The organism is Pannonibacter phragmitetus (genome assembly GCF_050510895.1).
Lineage (GTDB): Bacteria > Pseudomonadota > Alphaproteobacteria > Rhizobiales > Stappiaceae > Pannonibacter > Pannonibacter phragmitetus_B.
Window position 1 is genome coordinate 3,985,807 of record NZ_JBNINT010000001.1, and the last position, 15,973, is coordinate 4,001,779.

General features: G+C 62.3%; 13 protein-coding genes and 1 pseudogene. 9 read left to right on the top strand and 5 right to left on the bottom strand.

The annotated features are described in order from the left end of the window. Positions 1–64: 64 nt before the first annotated feature. The gene (locus ACQB61_RS19150; protein ID WP_430513911.1) at positions 65–2,347 is read right to left on the bottom strand and encodes an NADP-dependent malic enzyme; all 2,283 of its coding nucleotides are present in this window, start codon (positions 2,345–2,347) and stop codon (positions 65–67) included. 144 nt (positions 2,348–2,491) lie between these two features. Between ACQB61_RS19150 and mutS the strand changes: the two genes are divergently transcribed. Next, a complete protein-coding gene (mutS, locus tag ACQB61_RS19155) occupies positions 2,492–5,236 on the top strand; it encodes a DNA mismatch repair protein MutS (protein ID WP_430513912.1) in 2,745 nt (914 codons plus the stop codon). Between the two features lie 12 nt (positions 5,237–5,248). Here the strand turns inward: mutS and ACQB61_RS19160 are convergent, their stop codons facing one another. Then, positions 5,249–6,181, bottom strand: coding sequence for a LysR family transcriptional regulator (locus ACQB61_RS19160; protein ID WP_430513913.1), 933 nt, complete (start codon positions 6,179–6,181; stop codon positions 5,249–5,251). Between the two features lie 107 nt (positions 6,182–6,288). Between ACQB61_RS19160 and ACQB61_RS19165 the strand changes: the two genes are divergently transcribed. The 6 genes and pseudogenes from ACQB61_RS19165 (at position 6,289) to ACQB61_RS19190 (ending at position 12,637) form a co-directional block, all read left to right on the top strand. Next, on the top strand, positions 6,289–7,476 hold the full coding sequence (locus ACQB61_RS19165; protein ID WP_430513914.1) for a CaiB/BaiF CoA transferase family protein: 1,188 nt from the start codon (positions 6,289–6,291) through the stop codon (positions 7,474–7,476). Next, a pseudogene (locus ACQB61_RS19170) lies at positions 7,473–8,419 on the top strand (hydroxymethylglutaryl-CoA lyase). The gene ACQB61_RS19165 and the pseudogene ACQB61_RS19170 overlap by 4 nt, the downstream one beginning before the upstream one ends. Before the next feature lie 37 nt (positions 8,420–8,456). Further along, the gene (gene dctP / locus ACQB61_RS19175) at positions 8,457–9,443 is read left to right on the top strand and encodes a TRAP transporter substrate-binding protein DctP (protein WP_430513915.1); all 987 of its coding nucleotides are present in this window, start codon (positions 8,457–8,459) and stop codon (positions 9,441–9,443) included. Positions 9,444–9,448: 5 nt separating this feature from the next. Next, a complete protein-coding gene (locus ACQB61_RS19180; protein WP_430513916.1) occupies positions 9,449–9,979 on the top strand; it encodes a TRAP transporter small permease in 531 nt (176 codons plus the stop codon). After that, positions 9,976–11,259, top strand: a complete 1,284-nt coding sequence (locus tag ACQB61_RS19185; RefSeq protein ID WP_430513917.1) for a TRAP transporter large permease — start codon at positions 9,976–9,978, stop codon at positions 11,257–11,259. The genes ACQB61_RS19180 and ACQB61_RS19185 overlap by 4 nt, the downstream gene beginning before the upstream one ends. Positions 11,260–11,464: 205 nt before the next feature. Further along, complete coding sequence (locus ACQB61_RS19190; RefSeq protein WP_430513918.1) at positions 11,465–12,637, top strand: MFS transporter; 1,173 nt, start codon at positions 11,465–11,467, stop codon at positions 12,635–12,637. 16 nt (positions 12,638–12,653) lie between these two features. Here ACQB61_RS19190 and ACQB61_RS19195 read toward each other — a convergent pair whose 3' ends face one another. Next, the gene (locus tag ACQB61_RS19195; RefSeq protein WP_430513919.1) at positions 12,654–13,298 is read right to left on the bottom strand and encodes a DUF2799 domain-containing protein; all 645 of its coding nucleotides are present in this window, start codon (positions 13,296–13,298) and stop codon (positions 12,654–12,656) included. 90 nt (positions 13,299–13,388) lie between these two features. Continuing rightward, positions 13,389–13,928, bottom strand: a complete 540-nt coding sequence (locus tag ACQB61_RS19200) for a DUF2244 domain-containing protein (RefSeq protein WP_430513920.1) — start codon at positions 13,926–13,928, stop codon at positions 13,389–13,391. 75 nt (positions 13,929–14,003) lie between these two features. On the opposite strand from ACQB61_RS19200, the gene nth reads away from it, so the two are divergent. Next, positions 14,004–14,786 (top strand): endonuclease III, encoded by a 783-nt coding sequence (gene nth / locus ACQB61_RS19205; protein WP_430513921.1) that lies wholly within the window; start codon positions 14,004–14,006, stop codon positions 14,784–14,786. Then, a complete protein-coding gene (locus tag ACQB61_RS19210) occupies positions 14,783–15,319 on the top strand; it encodes a GNAT family N-acetyltransferase (RefSeq protein WP_430513922.1) in 537 nt (178 codons plus the stop codon). The genes nth and ACQB61_RS19210 overlap by 4 nt, the downstream gene beginning before the upstream one ends. A 4-nt stretch (positions 15,320–15,323) precedes the next feature. Here ACQB61_RS19210 and irrA read toward each other — a convergent pair whose 3' ends face one another. Beyond that, complete coding sequence (gene irrA / locus ACQB61_RS19215; RefSeq protein ID WP_430513923.1) at positions 15,324–15,764, bottom strand: iron response transcriptional regulator IrrA; 441 nt, start codon at positions 15,762–15,764, stop codon at positions 15,324–15,326. Positions 15,765–15,973: the final 209 nt, after the last annotated feature.

Genomic DNA, 15,973 nt, shown 5'->3' on the forward strand with positions numbered 1-15,973 from the left:
ATCAATACCCCCCGGCAGGACCTTCCTGCCGGGGGTTTTGCTTTAACAAATCCTGCCGACCCTCTTACGTCACATTGTAAGCGGCAATCGCGGCCATGTTGACGATGTCGCTGTCCTTGGCGCCCATGGGGACGATCTGCACCGGCTTGTCGAAACCGACGAGCAGCGGGCCGATAACGGTGGAGCCGCCCAGTTCCTGCAGCATCTTGGTGGCGATGGAAGCCGAGTGGAAGGCCGGCATGACGAGCACGTTGGCCGGGCCGGTCAGGCGGCAGAAGGGATAGGCCGCCATCTTGTCCATGTTAAGCGCAACGTCCGCGGCCATTTCGCCGTCATACTCGAAGTCGGCGCGGCGGCGGTCGAGGATGCGGACTGCTTCCTGCACACGCTCGGCACGCTCACCCTTCGGGTGGCCGAAGGTGGAATAGGCGAGCATGGCAACACGCGGCTCGTAGCCAAGCCGGCGGGCGACATGGGCAGCTTCCTCGGCAATGTCCGCCAGCTCTTCCGCATTGGGCATGTCATGCACCGTGGTGTCGGCGATGAGCACGGTGCGCCCGCGCGCAAGCGCCACGGACACGCCGATCACCCGGTGGCCGGGCTTGGTGTCGATGCACTGGCGCATGGTGTCGAGCGCGACGGAATAGTTGCGGGTGATGCCGGTGACCATGGCATCCGCATCGCCCCGCGCCACCATGATGGCGCCCCAGTAGTTGCGGTCGTTGTTGACCATGCGCTGGCAGTCGCGCAGCAGATAGCCCTTCCGCTGCAGCCGGGTGTAAAGATACTGCGCGTAGTCGGAGTTGCGGGTGGAATTGCGGGCATTCTGGATGCTGATGCCCGCACGGGCGAGATCAACACCTGCACCAGCGGCAGCTTCCCGGATTTCATCCTCGCGGCCAATCAGGATGGCTTCACCCAGCCCCTGGTTCACGAAGCTGACGGCGGCGCGGATCATTGGCTCTTCCTCGCCCTCGGCAAAGACCACGCGCTTGGGCGCCTGACGCACCTTGGAGAAGATGCGCTGCAGCGTTCCGGCCACCGGATCGCGGCGGGCGGAAAGCTGGTGCCTGTACTGGTCCATGTCGATGATCGGGCGGCGGGCAACGCCCGTGTCCATCGCTGCCTGCGCCACGGCGGGCGGAATGGTGGAGATGAGACGCGGATCAAACGGCACGGGGATGATGTAGTCCGGGCCGAATTTCGGACGGCTGCCCCGGTAGGCGGCGGCCACTTCATCCGGCACTTCCTCGCGGGCAAGGGCTGCGAGCGCCTGCGCACAGGCCACCTTCATGGCGTCATTGATGGTTGTCGCCCGCACATCCAGCGCGCCGCGGAAGATATAGGGGAAACCGAGCACGTTGTTGACCTGGTTGGGATAATCCGACCGGCCCGTGGCAATGATGGCGTCGTCGCGGATGGCGGCGACCTCTTCCGGCGTGATTTCCGGATCCGGATTGGCCATGGCGAAGATGATCGGGTTCGGGGCCATGGCGCGTACCATGTCTTCTGTCAGGGCGCCCTTCACTGACACGCCGAGGAACACGTCCGCGCCCTTCAGTGCTTCGTAGAGCGTACGGGCGTCAGTCTTCACCGCGTGGGCGGACTTCCACTGGTTCATGCCATCGGTGCGGCCCTGATAGATGACGCCCTTGGTGTCGCACAGGATGACATTCTCATGCGGCACGCCCAGCGCCTTGACGAGTTCGATACAGGCAATACCGGCCGCGCCTGCGCCGTTGCAAACGATGCGCACCGACTTGAGATCGCGGCCTGTCAGATGCAGCGAATTGATGAGGCCGGCGGCGGCGATAATGGCGGTGCCGTGCTGATCGTCGTGGAAGACGGGAATGTCCATCAGCTCGCGCAGGCGCTGCTCGATGATGAAGCACTCGGGCGCCTTGATGTCCTCAAGGTTGATGCCGCCGAAGGAGGGGCCGAGATAGCGCACCGCATTGATGAACTGGTCTGCATCTTCCGTATCGACCTCAAGGTCGATGGAATCCACATCGGCAAAGCGCTTGAACAGCACCGCCTTGCCTTCCATCACCGGCTTGGACGCGAGCGCTCCGAGATTGCCGAGGCCGAGAATGGCTGTTCCGTTGGAGATGACCGCCACCAGATTGCCGCGCGTCGTGTAGTCATAGGCCCGCGAGGGATCTTCCGCGATGGCCCGCACGGGCACCGCCACACCGGGAGAATAGGCCAGCGACAGGTCGCGCTGCGTCGCCATCGGCTTGGTCGGATTGATTTCGAGTTTGCCGGGCTTGCCTTCCTGATGGAACAGCAGGGCCTCCTGGTCTGTAAAGCTGACGCCTGTCTTGCCCTTCTTGCCTGATGACGACATGGTCTGGCCGGTCCTTCCCTCGTGCTTCGAAGCCTTCGCTTCTCTTATCTGGACCAAGACCTTATCCCCGGAAAATTACCGCCTCAAGGCACCTTTGGACACAGGAGCTGTGAAAGCTGCGGAGGGCTTTGCTAGGGTCCGCACATGCCGACCGATCAGAGCCCCTACACCCCCGCCCCGAACGATCCCGCATCCGGCGCGAGCGATGGCCGCGTAACGCCGATGATGGCGCAGTTCATCGAGATCAAGGCTGCCAATCCGGACAGCCTGCTGTTCTATCGCATGGGCGATTTCTACGAGCTGTTCTTCGAGGATGCCGAGATCGCCTCGCAGGCGCTGGGCATTACGCTGACCAAACGCGGCAAGCATCTGGGCGAGGACATCCCCATGTGCGGCGTGCCGGTGCATGCAGCGGATGATTACCTGCAGAAACTGATAGGCCTTGGCCACCGGGTTGCCGTCTGCGAGCAGATGGAAGATCCGGCGGAAGCGAAGAAGCGCGGCTCCAAATCCGTCGTGCGGCGCGACGTGATCCGCCTTGTCACACCCGGCACGCTGACTGAAGAGCGGCTGCTGAATGCGGGCAGCAACAATTTCCTGCTGGCGCTGACGAGGCTGCGCGCCGGAGCGGACACCGCCGATGGCGTCTTTGGGCTTGCCTGGATCGACATGTCCACCGGAAGCTTTCAGGTGGCCGAGACGGACCTTCAGCGGCTTTCGGCGGATCTGGCGCAGATCGACCCGCGTGAAATCGTGCTGCCGGACAATCTTCTGCAGGAGACCGAAATCCGCCATCTGGTGGAAGGGCAGGGTTCGGCCATCTCGCCCGTGCCCCGTGCCTTCTTTGATGGTGCAACGGCGGCTGACCGGCTGGCGAATTACTTCCGGGTGAAGACGCTGGATGGCTTCGGCAATTTCTCCCGCGCCGAGCTGACCGCAGCAGCCGGCATTCTCGCCTATGTGGAGAAGACCCAGCTGGGCGAGCGCCCGCCGCTGGACCCGCCCACCCGTGAGGCGGCACGCGGGCGCATGCTGATCGACCCGGCGACCCGTGCCAATCTTGAGCTGACACGCACCCTCTCCGGTGAGCGGCAGGGCAGCCTCCTGTCGTCCATCGACCGCACGGTCACGGGCGCAGGCGCACGTCTGCTCGCCAGCCGCCTTGCCGGGCCGCTCACCGATCCAGCGGAGATCGCCACGCGGCAGGACTCTGTCGGCTTCTTCCTCGACAACGAGATCCTGCGTGACAGCCTGAGAGCGGATCTGAAAGCCGCACCCGATCTGGCCCGTGCCCTGTCCCGCATTGCCATGCAGCGCGGCGGTCCGCGTGACCTTCTGGCCATCGCGCAAGGGCTTGAGGCAACGGCACGCATTCTGACGCAGATGAAGAGCGCGGAAGATCTGCCGCCGGAACTTGCCGGGGCCTGGCGCGATCTCGCCGCCGCGCCCCACGATCTGGGCGCCGAGCTAACCCGCGCGCTCGATCCCGAACCGCCGCTGCTCAAACGCGATGGCGGCTTCGTAGCGGCCGGTTACGATGCCAATCTGGATGAGCTGCGTGATCTGCGCGATGCATCGCGCAAGGTAATCGCCCGGCTTCAGGCGGAGTATTCCGAAGAGCTGGGCCTGCGCTCGCTCAAAATCAAGCACAACAACGTGCTGGGCTGGTTCATCGAAGTGCCGGCAGGGCAGTCGGACAAGCTGTCGGCAGACCCGGCGCGTTTCATCCACCGCCAGACCATGGCGGGCGCCATGCGCTTCACCACGACGGAACTGGCCGATCTGGAATCGCGCATTGCCAGCGCGGGCGAACGGGCGCTGGCCATCGAGCTAGAGATCTTCGACCGGCTTGCAGCGCAGCTTGTGGCGGATAGCGAGCCGGTGAAGGCGGCAGCCCGTGCGCTGGCCGTGATCGATGTGGCAGCTGCCCTGTCGAAACTGGCGCAGGACGAGAATTACTGCCGCCCGCTGGTGGACATGAGCCTTGCCTTTGCCATTGAAGGCGGCCGCCATCCGGTGGTGGAACAGGCGCTGAGGCGCGGCGGCGGTGACACCTTCGTGGCCAATGACAGCAACCTCGGGCCGCAGGGTAAGGAAGCTTCGGGCCAGATCTGGCTGATCACCGGTCCCAACATGGCCGGTAAGTCCACGTTCCTGCGGCAGAATGCGCTGATTTCGGTTCTAGCGCAGATGGGCAGCTTCGTGCCTGCCGCCAGCGCTCATCTGGGCGTGGTGGACCGGCTGTTCTCCCGCGTCGGCGCGGCGGATGATCTGGCACGCGGCCGCTCCACCTTCATGGTGGAGATGGTGGAAACGGCGGCCATCCTCAATCAGGCGGGCGAGCGGGCGCTGGTCATTCTGGACGAGATCGGGCGCGGCACGGCCACTTTCGACGGCCTGTCCATCGCCTGGGCGGCCATCGAGCATCTGCACGAGGTGAACCGCTCCCGTGCGCTCTTTGCCACCCACTATCACGAGCTGACCGCGTTGGCCCAGCGCCTGCCGAGACTGACCAATGCCACCGTCTCCGTGAAGGAATGGAACGGCGACGTGGTCTTCCTGCACGAGATCATTCCCGGTGCGGCAGACCGGTCCTACGGCATTCAGGTGGCCAAGCTTGCGGGCCTTCCGGCGGCGGTGGTGGAGCGGGCAAAGTCCGTTCTCTCCCAGCTTGAGGAAAAGGACCGCCGCTCCCCGGCGGAAACCCTGATCGACGAGCTGCCGCTTTTTGCCGCCGTCGTCCAGACCACCAAGGCCGCTGCCACAACGCCTGCGGCCAAGGCTGATCCGGTGCTGGAGGCGCTCGGTGAAATCAATCCTGATGACCTCACCCCGCGTGAGGCGCTGGAGGCGCTTTACCGGCTGAAGGCCCTCAAGGCAAAGGCATGATGTAGAAAAAGGTCAGGCCTGCTCAACCTTGCGGGCCTGCCACAGGCCGCTGTCGATGGCCTGATGCACCAGCTCGATGACGAGCCGCTGCACCGCTTCCAGCGCATAGGAAGACGGGCGGTCTGCCATCTGGCACAGATGCAGTGTACGCGACAGTTCCGGCATGATGATGGGGCGGACGGCGAGGGCCCCAGTTTCGATGTGCTCCTGCAGGAACAGCCGGGTGCCGATGGCACAGCCAAGCCCCTCAATCAGCGCCCCGCCAATCGCATGCACCGAGTTGAGCTGGAAGCGCGCACTGCCTTCAAGCTTCTTCAGCAATGTTGCGTCTTCGACCAGCGCACGTGCCGAAATGCCCTGACGCAGAATGATCATCGGCAGTCCGAGCGTGTCATGGAAGGCGATCGGCTGGCCTGTCCCGCCAATGATGGACTCTTGCCCGATCAGCACCATGCTTTCCTCCAGCACGGGAACCGACTTCAGCCGCGGGTCTGTGGGCGGATTGTAGACCAGAGCCATGTCCACATCGGCCGCCAGAAGATGCGCGAGTGTCGTGCCTGACAGGCTTTCGGAAAGCGAAAGGTTGAGCTTGGGATAGCCTGTCAGGATACGCCGCAGAAGCGGCACGCCGATGGCCTTGACCGCCGAATAGGCCATGCCGATGGTGACGTCACCGGCAACTTCGCCGCCTGAAGCCTTGATGTCCCTTTCGGCGGCCTGCATGGCACGCAGGATTGCTTTTGCATGGGCGTAAAGCCGCTCGCCCGCAGCCGTTGGCTCAAGCCCGCGTGGCCTGCGGTGGAAAAGCTTCTGTCCGAGTTCCGTCTCAAGATTGGCGAGGTGATGGCTCAGCGCCGAGACGGCAATGCGCAGCTCGCCAGCAGCAGTCGTGAGGCTGCGTCTTTCAAAGATTGCCTCAAAGTAGCGGAGCTGGCGCGTGTCCATGGTTTCTCATTTTTAGAATGAAGCCTTATAAACTTTATAATTTTTCTACTCCGAGTCGAGCGCTAACTTGCTTGCGTGCTGCCGCCAGGCACTGGGAGGAATAGCAGGTGACGGAACCGTTCAAGCCGCTCGAAGGCATCCGCATCGTCGAGATGAGCCACATGATCATGGGGCCGTCCTGCGGCATGTTCCTGGGCTTTCTTGGCGCCGAAGTGATCAAGGTCGAGCCGCCGGAGGGCGACAAGACCCGTTATCTGTCCGGCATGGGCCGCCCGATGTTTCCGCTTTTCAACCGTGGCAAGAAGTCGGTCCAGCTTGATCTTGCCAGCGAGAGCGGGCAGGCGGCACTCCGCAAGCTTCTGGCCACAGCCGACGTCTTCATTGAGAATTTCCGCGACCAGTCGCTGGCAAAAATGGGCGCTGACGGCGAAACGCTGCGGCGCGAATTTCCCAGGCTGATCGTTGCCTCGCACAAGGGGTTCCTGCGCGGCCCCTATCAGGACCGCACGGCGCTGGACGAGGTTGTCCAGATGATGACGGGCCTTGCCTATATGACAGGGCCTTCGGGCCGCCCGCTGCGGGTCGGGTCTTCGGCAAATGACATCATGGGTGGACTTTTCGGCGCCTTTTCGGTGCTGGCAGCACTGCTGGAGCGCAAGGAAACCGGCAAGGGCCGCAACCTGCGTATTGGTCTGTTCGAGAATTGCCTGCTGCTCGTTGCCCAGCACATGGTGCAGTTCGAACTCGAGGGCACATCCCCGCCGCCGATGCCGGAACGGGATTTCTCCTGGCCGGTCTACGACATCTTCGACACGTCAGACGGCAATCAGATCTTCGTTGGTGCCGTCACTGAAGGCCAATGGGCGACGCTTTGCACGCTTCTGGGTTTGCAGGAGCTGTTGGACGATCCCCGCCTGCAAACGCGCATGGACCAGATCACCGCCCGTAGCTGGACCATACCCATCGTTGCCAGCGCCATTGCCACCCATGATGCGGAAAGTCTCGGCAGGCAATTCGAGGCGCTGGGCATCCCCTATTCGCCGATCGCCAAGCCTGCCGACATGTATAACGATCCCCATGTGATGCGCCCCGGCGGGCTTGCGACGTCGCACATGCCGGACGGCTCCAGTTTCCGCGCTCCTTCCCTGCCGTTCGAAGTGGATGGCGAGATGCTGACAGGGGGTGGTGATTTGCAACGGGTAGGGCAGGATACCGAAGAGGTTCTGGCCGAACTCGGCCTTGATGTTGCAGAGATCACCGCTGCCCGCGGCAAGGCAAAGGAGAGGGCTGCATGACACGGCTTCACGATGTCTATCCTGCGGACCGGGTGGTGCTGCGAGAGGTCGGGCTGCGTGATGGTCTACAGCTCGTGAAATTCTATCCCTCGACAGCCGCCAAGATCGAATGGATCAACAGCGAATATGCCGCAGGCGTGCGCAATTTCGAGACTGGCTCCTACCTGCCTGCTTCCCGCTTTCCTCAGTTTGCCGATGTGCGGGAGGTAGTGGCAGCGGTGAAGGCGCTGCCGGGCGCCCATGCCGTTGGCCTCGTTCTCAATGACCGGGGCGCGGATGATGCGCTGGCGGCAGGCGTGGACGAAATCATGTGCGTCGTCTCGGCGACCGAGGCGCATTCGCAGGCCAATACCCGCCGCAGCCGCGCCGAAGCAGTTGCCCATGTGAAGCGGCTTTGCGCGCTGCGTGATGAGAGCCATCATCGCCCTCTGGTAAATGCCGGAATCGCCATGGCCTTTGGCTGCTCGATCACAGGTGCGGTTGATCCTCAGGAGGTGGCGGCTCTTGCCGGTGCGCTTTTCGAGGCTGGGGCCGATATCGTCGGGCTGGCCGATACGGTCGGCTTTGCCGGGCCGGACCAGGTTGCCGCACTCGTGAGGCGCACCCGCGTGATTGCCGGAGACCGCGCCATCGCCGTTCATCTGCACGACACGCGGGGCATGGCGATGGCCAATGCGTCGGCCGCGCTCGATGCAGGCTGCCGTATTCTCGACGGATCGCTCGGGGGCCTGGGAGGCTGCCCTTTGCGCCCGGAGCGACCGGGAACGCCGTATTTGAGGATCTCGTTTTCCTGTGTGAATCCAAGGGCTTTGCCACAGGCATCGACCTTGGTAAGTTGATCGGGATTCGAGAGATTCTGGAGCGCGAAATGCCTTCAGAAACGCTCTACGGCCAGCTGGCCCGCGCAGGGTTGCCGCGCGCAGCCGGAGCAGGGGCGATGTAAGGCCACACGAAATAAGTCAAACCGGGAGGAGATCATAATGACGAAGACATTCCTTGCCACGCTGTTCGCAGCAACAGCCATGACGAGCGCTGCCAGCGCAGCAGAGCTGATGCGCTGCAGCCATCAGCTGCCGCCGGGCCACCACATCGCCGAAGTTGTCGACAGATGGGCTGCTGAAGTCGAAACCCTGTCCAACGGCGAGATCGACGTGCAGGTTTTCGGTGCCGACAGCCTCGTGAAGGCGAATGACAACATTCTCGCCGTTGCGCGGGGCGAGATTGAATGCGCCTTCTCGCTGAACTTCCAGTGGGGCAAGACGCTGCCCCTGATGAACGTCACGATTGGCCCCTACACCATGTCCTCCATCGAGGCCTGGAAGAAATGGCCGGACTCGGAGGCTGCGGCCTATCTTGAAGGCAAGCTCCTCGACAAGGGCGTGAAGAACATCGCATGGATGTTCCAGACCAATGTCAGCGTCTTCACGTCCAAGGGCAAGGCACTGACCAAGCCGGACGACTTCAAGGGCATCAAGATGCGTGGCCTTGGGCCCGCATTCGACCGTGGCTTGACCGCCATGGGTGCTTCAACCGTGTCGCTGCCGGGCAGTGAGGTCTATCAGGCGCTGGCAACCGGCGTGATCGACGCCGCCGTCACCGATGTCGCAGCCGCCTATTCGCGCCGCTACTACGAGGTGCAGGACCACATGACGGTGGTTCCGGTTCTCGCGGCCTATCTCCACGGCTATGTGACGCCCTCCTGGTATGACGGCCTGTCTGAAACCCAGAAGGCGGCGATTGACGAAGCGGGCAAGAAGGCTGCCATCTGGGCAATCGAAGCCTCGGAGAAAGCTTCCGCCGATGCGCCGAAGCAGCTGGAGGAGAAGGGCGTGACCGTTCACATCGCCACCAGCGAAGAGAACGAGGCTTTCCGTGCAGCGATGCAGCCGGCCTTTGAAGAAGGCTTTGCGGCCGAGACCGGAGAGGAAGGCCGCGAGCTTCTGGCGCTGATTGCGAAGATCAAGTAGCGCCGATGCAGGGGCCCGTTGAAAAGGAGGAGGAGGCACGCGCCTCTTCCTCACCCGCCGACCGTTTCGCCGCCGCGGTTGCTGGCGCGGGAGGTCTCGTAAGCTCCGTCCTGATCCTTCTGGTGCTTGTCATCACCGGCACTGGCGTCTGGATGAGATACGTAGTTGGACAGCCCATCGCCGGTGTCGAGGAGGCAACCGGCTTTTTTGTCGTGGCCATCGTCATGTTCGGCGCTGCCGAGGCATCGCGGCGGGGTGACCATATCCGCATCGACATCATCCTGGACAAGGCACCTCCAAGGCTGCGCCGCTGGCTTGATGTCTGGGCAGAGCTTTCTGTGCTGGCCTTTGCAATTGCTCTTCTGATCACCGGCTGGCACACCGTGACCTTCTCACGCCGTTTCGGCGCCTACTCGCCGGGCTATCTCGAACTGCCCATGTGGATCCCGCAATCGGCCATGATTGCCGGCGGCGTTCTGATCACGCTGGTGTGCCTCGCGCGCCTCTTCATTTTCTTGCGGGGAGGCCGGACATGACCCTTGTCATTCTGGGATCGCTGATCATCCTGCTTCTGACCGGCATGCCTATCTTTGCCGCTCTTGGCCTCACGTCTCTTGCTATTCTGTGGGTGTTCGAAGGCAAGGTCTGGGCGATGGCCGATACGGTTTTCGCCTCGCTCAACAATCCGCTGCTCGCCACCATCCCGATGTTCGCCTTCATGGCGCACGTGATGATCAAGGCCAAGGTCGTCGATGATCTCTATGAGATGTCGAACAAGCTGGTCGGTCACGTCAAAGGTGGGCTGGGCTTCGCCACGATCCTTTGCTGCACGATCTTTGCCACGATTTCGGGCTCGTCCATGGCAACAGCCCTTACCATCGGCACCACCGCCATCCCGCAGATGCAGCGGTTCGGATACCGTCCGCGCGATACATACGGCATCATCGCCGCAGGTGGCACGCTTGGCATCCTCATCCCGCCCTCGGGACCGATGATCCTCTATGCCGTTGTCACCAATGCCTCGATCGGCGGCCTGTTCCTTGCGGGCATCCTTCCCGGTCTGCTGATCGCACTTTTCTTCGCTGTCTTCTCCTGGGTTCAGGCAAACGCCCATGGCGAAACGCGCGCACAGGACTGGCCGGGCACCCGTGCAGTACTTGCCGCGTTCTGGAAGTCGATCTGGGCCGTCATGATGCCTCCGGTCATTCTGGGCGGCATCTATTTTGGCATCTTCACAGCCGCTGAAGCGGCTGCGGTTGGTGCGGCTTACGCGCTACTCGTTGCAGTTCTCGTCTACCGGAACGTCTCGCTCCGCGACCTTGGCGAGTGTCTGTGGGAGACAATGCGCACCTGCGCCATGCTGTTCATGATCATCGCAGCGGCGGGAATGTTCGGCCATGCCATCACCATCATCCGGCTTCCAGCCGAAGTGATGGAGACAGTGGCGGCACTCCAGTTGTCGCAGACCGGCTTCATTCTGGCCGTCATGGCCGCGATCTTCATCCTGGGCATGTTTCTCGAGACGATCGCCATCATCCTGATCACGACGCCGATCATCCTGCCGGCAATGACGGCCCTCGGCATTGATCCGATATGGTACGGCATCATGCTGATGATCAACCTCGAACTTGCCTTGATCACGCCACCCGTTGGCATGAACCTTTTCGTTCTGAAGGGCATCACCGGTGCGCCGCTGATCGAGATCATGCGCGGTGCCGCACCTTATGTCGGCATCCTGATCTTCGGTCTCTTTATCGTCTGGCTGTTTCCGGAACTGGCCCTTTGGCTGCCGCAACAAGCCGGATTTGGCCGCTAGAACGAAAACTCCCTGATCACGGGAAGCATCGCGAAGATGCGCCCCCGGACAGTGCCCAGACCGGGCACTTCCGGGGGCTGCCCTTTCACCACGAAGGACTGGCACTGAGCGGCCAAATCACCTTATGCTGTTGGCCTCTCCATCCAGGGTGCAGGCTGTGCGCTGCGCCTTGCCCCTTGCCGGCATGTCCGGCCCGGACCGTTTCATGTCTTTCGTGCTGCAACTGCCCCGTCAGGCAGTCCTTATCCTGCTGCTCGTCTTTTTCGGCGCGCTCTGCACCTCGTCCCTCATTCCGGCGATGGGGTACTTCATCGTTGAGGGGCTGAAGCAGGAGCCCTGGCAAATCGGGCTTTACACCGGCCTCGTGGCGCCGCTGACCATGGTGATCAACCGGACCTTTGGCGAAAGGCTGGATGGCGCAGTGGCCGTGAAGCCGCTGCTGCTGATATCCATCCTTGCCTATCTGGCCATGGCCCTGCTGCTGGCCACCATTCCAGCCTTTCTGGTGCTGGTCCTTGCTGGTGCGCCCATCATGGCGGTAGCCAATGGCGCGACCTCGACAGAATTCACCTATGGCCGCCTTTATGCCGAGCGGGCCGGCATCGAGATTACCGAATATAACGCCTGGCTGCGTATGGTGGTGTCATTGGCCTGGGTCATCGGACCGTCCATGACCTTCATTCTGTTTGATCTGGCAGGTTTCCGGATGGCCTATCTGATCTCGGCAGGCCTTGCCCTGATCTGGCTTGTGCTGTGGCATCTTGCTGTGCCTGCGGACTTCCGGGCGCCTCAGCGCCAGCGTGGCCCCGCTGCCCTGGAAGGAATTGACTGGCGCATCCTGCTGGCGGCTTTCACCTGCACGCTCTTTGCCGTTGGCAATGTGCTCTTCACGGCCGCAATGCCACTCTACTATGTCAAGGAAGTGGGCCTTCCCGGCTACACGCCCGGCCTGTCGCTCTCTTTCAAGTGCATCGTCGAAGTTGTCGCCATTTTCCTTGCTGCGCGCATTGCCGCGCGTTTCGGCTCAAGGACGGTGCTCTATGGTGCCGCGCTCCTGGCAGTGGTCACCTTCCTGCTGTTCACCCAGGTCAGCAGCGTGCTGCATGTGGTGATCCTCTCGGCCATCGAAGGGCTTTACTACGGCCTGTTTGCCGGAGTCGCGATTTCCTTCGTGCAGAGCTATGCCCCGGACAAGCCGGGGCGGGCCACCGCGCTTTACATGAACGGGCTGTTTCTCGGCTCTTTCATTGGCTCGGTCTCCATGGGGCTGATTGCCAGCGCCTTTGATTTCCGCACCGTTGTCTTCGTGGCAGCCGGAAGCGGCCTTGCCGTTCTGGTGGCCCTCAGCCAGCTTCGGCCGCCACGGGATGCAAACTGAGGCCTGAAATGCGGCCTCAGCCACCGTAGCCCGAAATGACGCGCCTGGCCTCAGCGTTGACGGCCGCTTCCGTCGCTGCATATTCGCCCTGCCGCTGCATCAGACGGAAGCGCAGGTCCTGGATATCGAAACGGCCGTCGCTGATCCGGTCGCGCAGGCGGTCTGCCTTCTGGCGGCAGGCGTTTCGCTCATCGGCGCTGCCGGAGCTGCAATCAAGCCGTGACAGGTCGAAGCGGGCGCTGTCTGTGGAGGATTCCAGATAACGCAGGCGGGATTCGACATTCTCGACCTCGCGCCGGGCGGCATAGATGCGATTGCCAAGCTGATAGGCATATTCAAACTGACCGGCGAGAGCAGGCGGGCAGATATCCCCCTTGCTGTCGCCCTGGCGGCCAATGTTGAAGCCGTTGAGCGGGGTGCAATAGATCTGCACACCCTCCTGCCAGCCGGACTGATAAGCTGCCGGGTCCGGGGAAATGCCATATTGGCCGCAGTCTTCTGCCACCTTGGAGATGCGGTTGGCGGCGTGACCGGAAGCAGCATCCGCCCGGCCCAGCGCGCGCCAGTCTCCAGCCTGACACTGTTCCTTGGAAACCGTATCGCAACCGCTCAAAAGCAGCGCGATGCCCATGGCCGCAGCAGCCCCAACCCAGAATTTCATGCAAAGCCTCCCCGAGATGCCCAGATGAGAGTGATACGCCTTGCCGGGGAGAACCGGAAGGCCGGTTTCCGGCAAATTGTGGGTCAAAAATCAGGAAACGGCCGGGATACGCCCTGCCTTGGCGTCTGCGATCGCTGCCGCAAAGGCGGTGGCAAAGCTTGTCCGGTCCGGCGGATTGAGAAAGTCGCCGATGCCTATGGTGTCTCCGCGTGCGCTCAGGGTGATCCGGGTGACGCCTTCATCGTCAAGCCGCGTCACCGAAAGCCGGACCCAGAACGGGTTGAAGCGGTATTCCTGATGCTGGCGGCCCGGCCCTCTCTTGCGGACGACAATTTCATGCGCGCTGACGATCACCTCTTCACAGCGGTTGGCCGCCGCATAATTCAGCCGGAAAGCCACCCAGACGAGAAGCACATCCAGGCCGAAAAAGCCGAAGACCGGCCAGGCCCCGATGGACAGGAACATCAGACCCGAGACGAAACAGACGGCACCCGTAGCCAGCATGAGCACCAGAAAGCCCTTCGGCCCCAGCGAGCGGTGCGGCGTCAGCACGGCGGCAAAGAGCGGCCGCTCACCCGGCGCCAGCGCCGCGTCATCGGGACCGTCAGGATTGCTCTTGGTGCCGCTCATGAGAAAGCTTTATAGAGGAGGCATGACGCAAGCAAAGATCACAAAAGCACCAAAAAGGGCAAGACCGCTGCTGCGGTGGCGAAAACGCCAGCCCCGGCACGGCGCAAGAAGGCGGCCCCTCGCTACACGAAGGCCGAGATCCACGCGATCTTCGACCGGTTCCACACGGACAATCCCGAGCCGGAAGGCGAGCTGGACCATGTGAACGCCTTCACACTGCTGGTCGCCGTGGTTCTTTCGGCACAGGCAACCGATGTGGGCGTGAACCGGGCAACCAAGACGCTGTTCCGCATCGCCGATACGCCGGAAAAGATGCTGGCCCTGGGCGAGGACCGGGTGCGGGAGGAAATTCGCACCATCGGCCTGTTCAAGACCAAGGCGAAGAATGTCATCGCCCTGTGCGAGCAGCTTCTGCGTGATCATGGCGGGGAAGTGCCGGAAAGCCGCGAGGCACTGGAGGCCTTGCCCGGCGTTGGCCGCAAGACGGCGAATGTGGTGCTCAACATTGCCTTTGGCCATCCGACAATTGCCGTCGATACGCATCTGTTCCGTCTTGGCAACCGCATCGGCATTGCCCCCGGCAAGACGCCACTGGCGGTGGAACTGGCCATGGAAAAAATCGTGCCGGCCGAATACGGGCTGCACGCCCATCACTGGCTGATCCTGCATGGCCGCTACATCTGCAAGGCACGCAAGCCGGAATGTGCACGCTGCCTGATCTATGACCTGTGCAAGAGCGACGAAAAGGTGCCTATGGATGCGGTGCCGGACATCGCACGGCGCACGGCGGCGGAAATTGCCGCAAGACAGGCCGGAGCAGAGGCAGGGTTAGCGGCAGGGGCACCTGCAGCACCATGAAGATCCCGGATTGTCTGCAGCTTTCCTTCCGCCAGTTCGAGCTTTCGGACGATGGGTTCCTCATGCGCCTGATGAACGATGCCGCGTTCCTTGAACATATCGGCGACAGGGGCCTGAGGCAGGCCGAAGATGCCCGCAACTACATCCGCAGCGCCATACGTCCGGCATACCGGCGCGGAAACTATGGCTTCTGGGTGATTTCTGACAAGATCAGCGGCGCAGCGCTAGGCATGGCGGGTCTGGCCAAGCGTGACAATCTGGATCTGCCGGATCTGGGCTATGCCCTGCTGCCGGAAGCCCGCGGGCAAGGGCATGCCATGGCTGCATCCCGGGCCGTGCTCGCTTATGGCTTCGGTTCGCTGGCTCTGCCGCGCATTCTGGCCATAACCAGCCCGCAGAACGAGGCGTCAAACAACCTGCTGGCCAACCTCGGGTTCGAGGTGGCCGTACAGGATTACCGCCTGCCCAACGCGCCGGGACGGCCGCAGCTGCTGCATTGCCTGGACAGAAAAAGCTGGGAACGCGCAGCCTGAAAGATCAGGCTTCGCCCTTCGGGCGCACCCGCACCACCACGTCGATACGCACGATCTCCATGCCATCTGGTGCCTGCGGAACGCGGCCGATGCCGATGCCGTCGTGCGGAATGTCGACGACCCGGTTTTCGCCTTCAATGAAGAAGTGATGGTGATCGTGGACGTTGGTGTCGAAATAGGTCTTCGTGCCATCAATGGCGACTTCCCGCAGCAGACCGGCTTCGGTGAACTGGTGCAGGGTGTTGTAGACCGTAGCCAGCGACACCGGCACGGAGGCGCGAACCGCCTCCTCATGCAGGATTTCCGCAGAGATATGGCGGTGGCCCTTGGAATAGAGCAATTCAGCAAGAGCGACACGCTGACGCGTCGGACGAAGCCCGGAATCGCGCAGCATTTCAGTCACATCATGGCTGTGGTGGTGGTCGGCGTGATCGGGCGCGGTCATGTCTGACTTTGGATCTCTGTCTCGTCGGCCAGCCTCAGCGGCGGAACCTGGTGCTATTCGTAGGCATTCGCAGATCTGTGCTGTGAATGCCTGTCCTGATGGTCTCTATGGCCCTTTTTAGGGGACTTTTTCATATCAACAATTCAATTTTGCCATTTCTTGGACCGCGAATGCAAGTTTTTCGTTGGTTTGCCAGTCAAAAGCCCGCC

Excerpts from the sequence above, each read along its gene's own strand:
- ACQB61_RS19150 (WP_430513911.1), bottom strand. The coding sequence starts at position 2,347 with ATGTCGTCATCAGGCAAGAAGGGCAAGACAGGCGTCAGCTTTACAGAC.
- mutS (WP_430513912.1), top strand. The coding sequence starts at position 2,492 with ATGCCGACCGATCAGAGCCCCTACACCCCCGCCCCGAACGATCCCGCA.
- ACQB61_RS19160 (WP_430513913.1), bottom strand. The coding sequence starts at position 6,181 with ATGGACACGCGCCAGCTCCGCTACTTTGAGGCAATCTTTGAAAGACGC.
- dctP (WP_430513915.1), top strand. The coding sequence starts at position 8,457 with ATGACGAAGACATTCCTTGCCACGCTGTTCGCAGCAACAGCCATGACG.
- ACQB61_RS19180 (WP_430513916.1), top strand. The coding sequence starts at position 9,449 with ATGCAGGGGCCCGTTGAAAAGGAGGAGGAGGCACGCGCCTCTTCCTCA.
- ACQB61_RS19185 (WP_430513917.1), top strand. The coding sequence starts at position 9,976 with ATGACCCTTGTCATTCTGGGATCGCTGATCATCCTGCTTCTGACCGGC.
- ACQB61_RS19190 (WP_430513918.1), top strand. The coding sequence starts at position 11,465 with ATGTCTTTCGTGCTGCAACTGCCCCGTCAGGCAGTCCTTATCCTGCTG.
- ACQB61_RS19195 (WP_430513919.1), bottom strand. The coding sequence starts at position 13,298 with ATGAAATTCTGGGTTGGGGCTGCTGCGGCCATGGGCATCGCGCTGCTT.
- ACQB61_RS19200 (WP_430513920.1), bottom strand. The coding sequence starts at position 13,928 with ATGAGCGGCACCAAGAGCAATCCTGACGGTCCCGATGACGCGGCGCTG.
- ACQB61_RS19210 (WP_430513922.1), top strand. The coding sequence starts at position 14,783 with ATGAAGATCCCGGATTGTCTGCAGCTTTCCTTCCGCCAGTTCGAGCTT.
- irrA (WP_430513923.1), bottom strand. The coding sequence starts at position 15,764 with ATGACCGCGCCCGATCACGCCGACCACCACCACAGCCATGATGTGACT.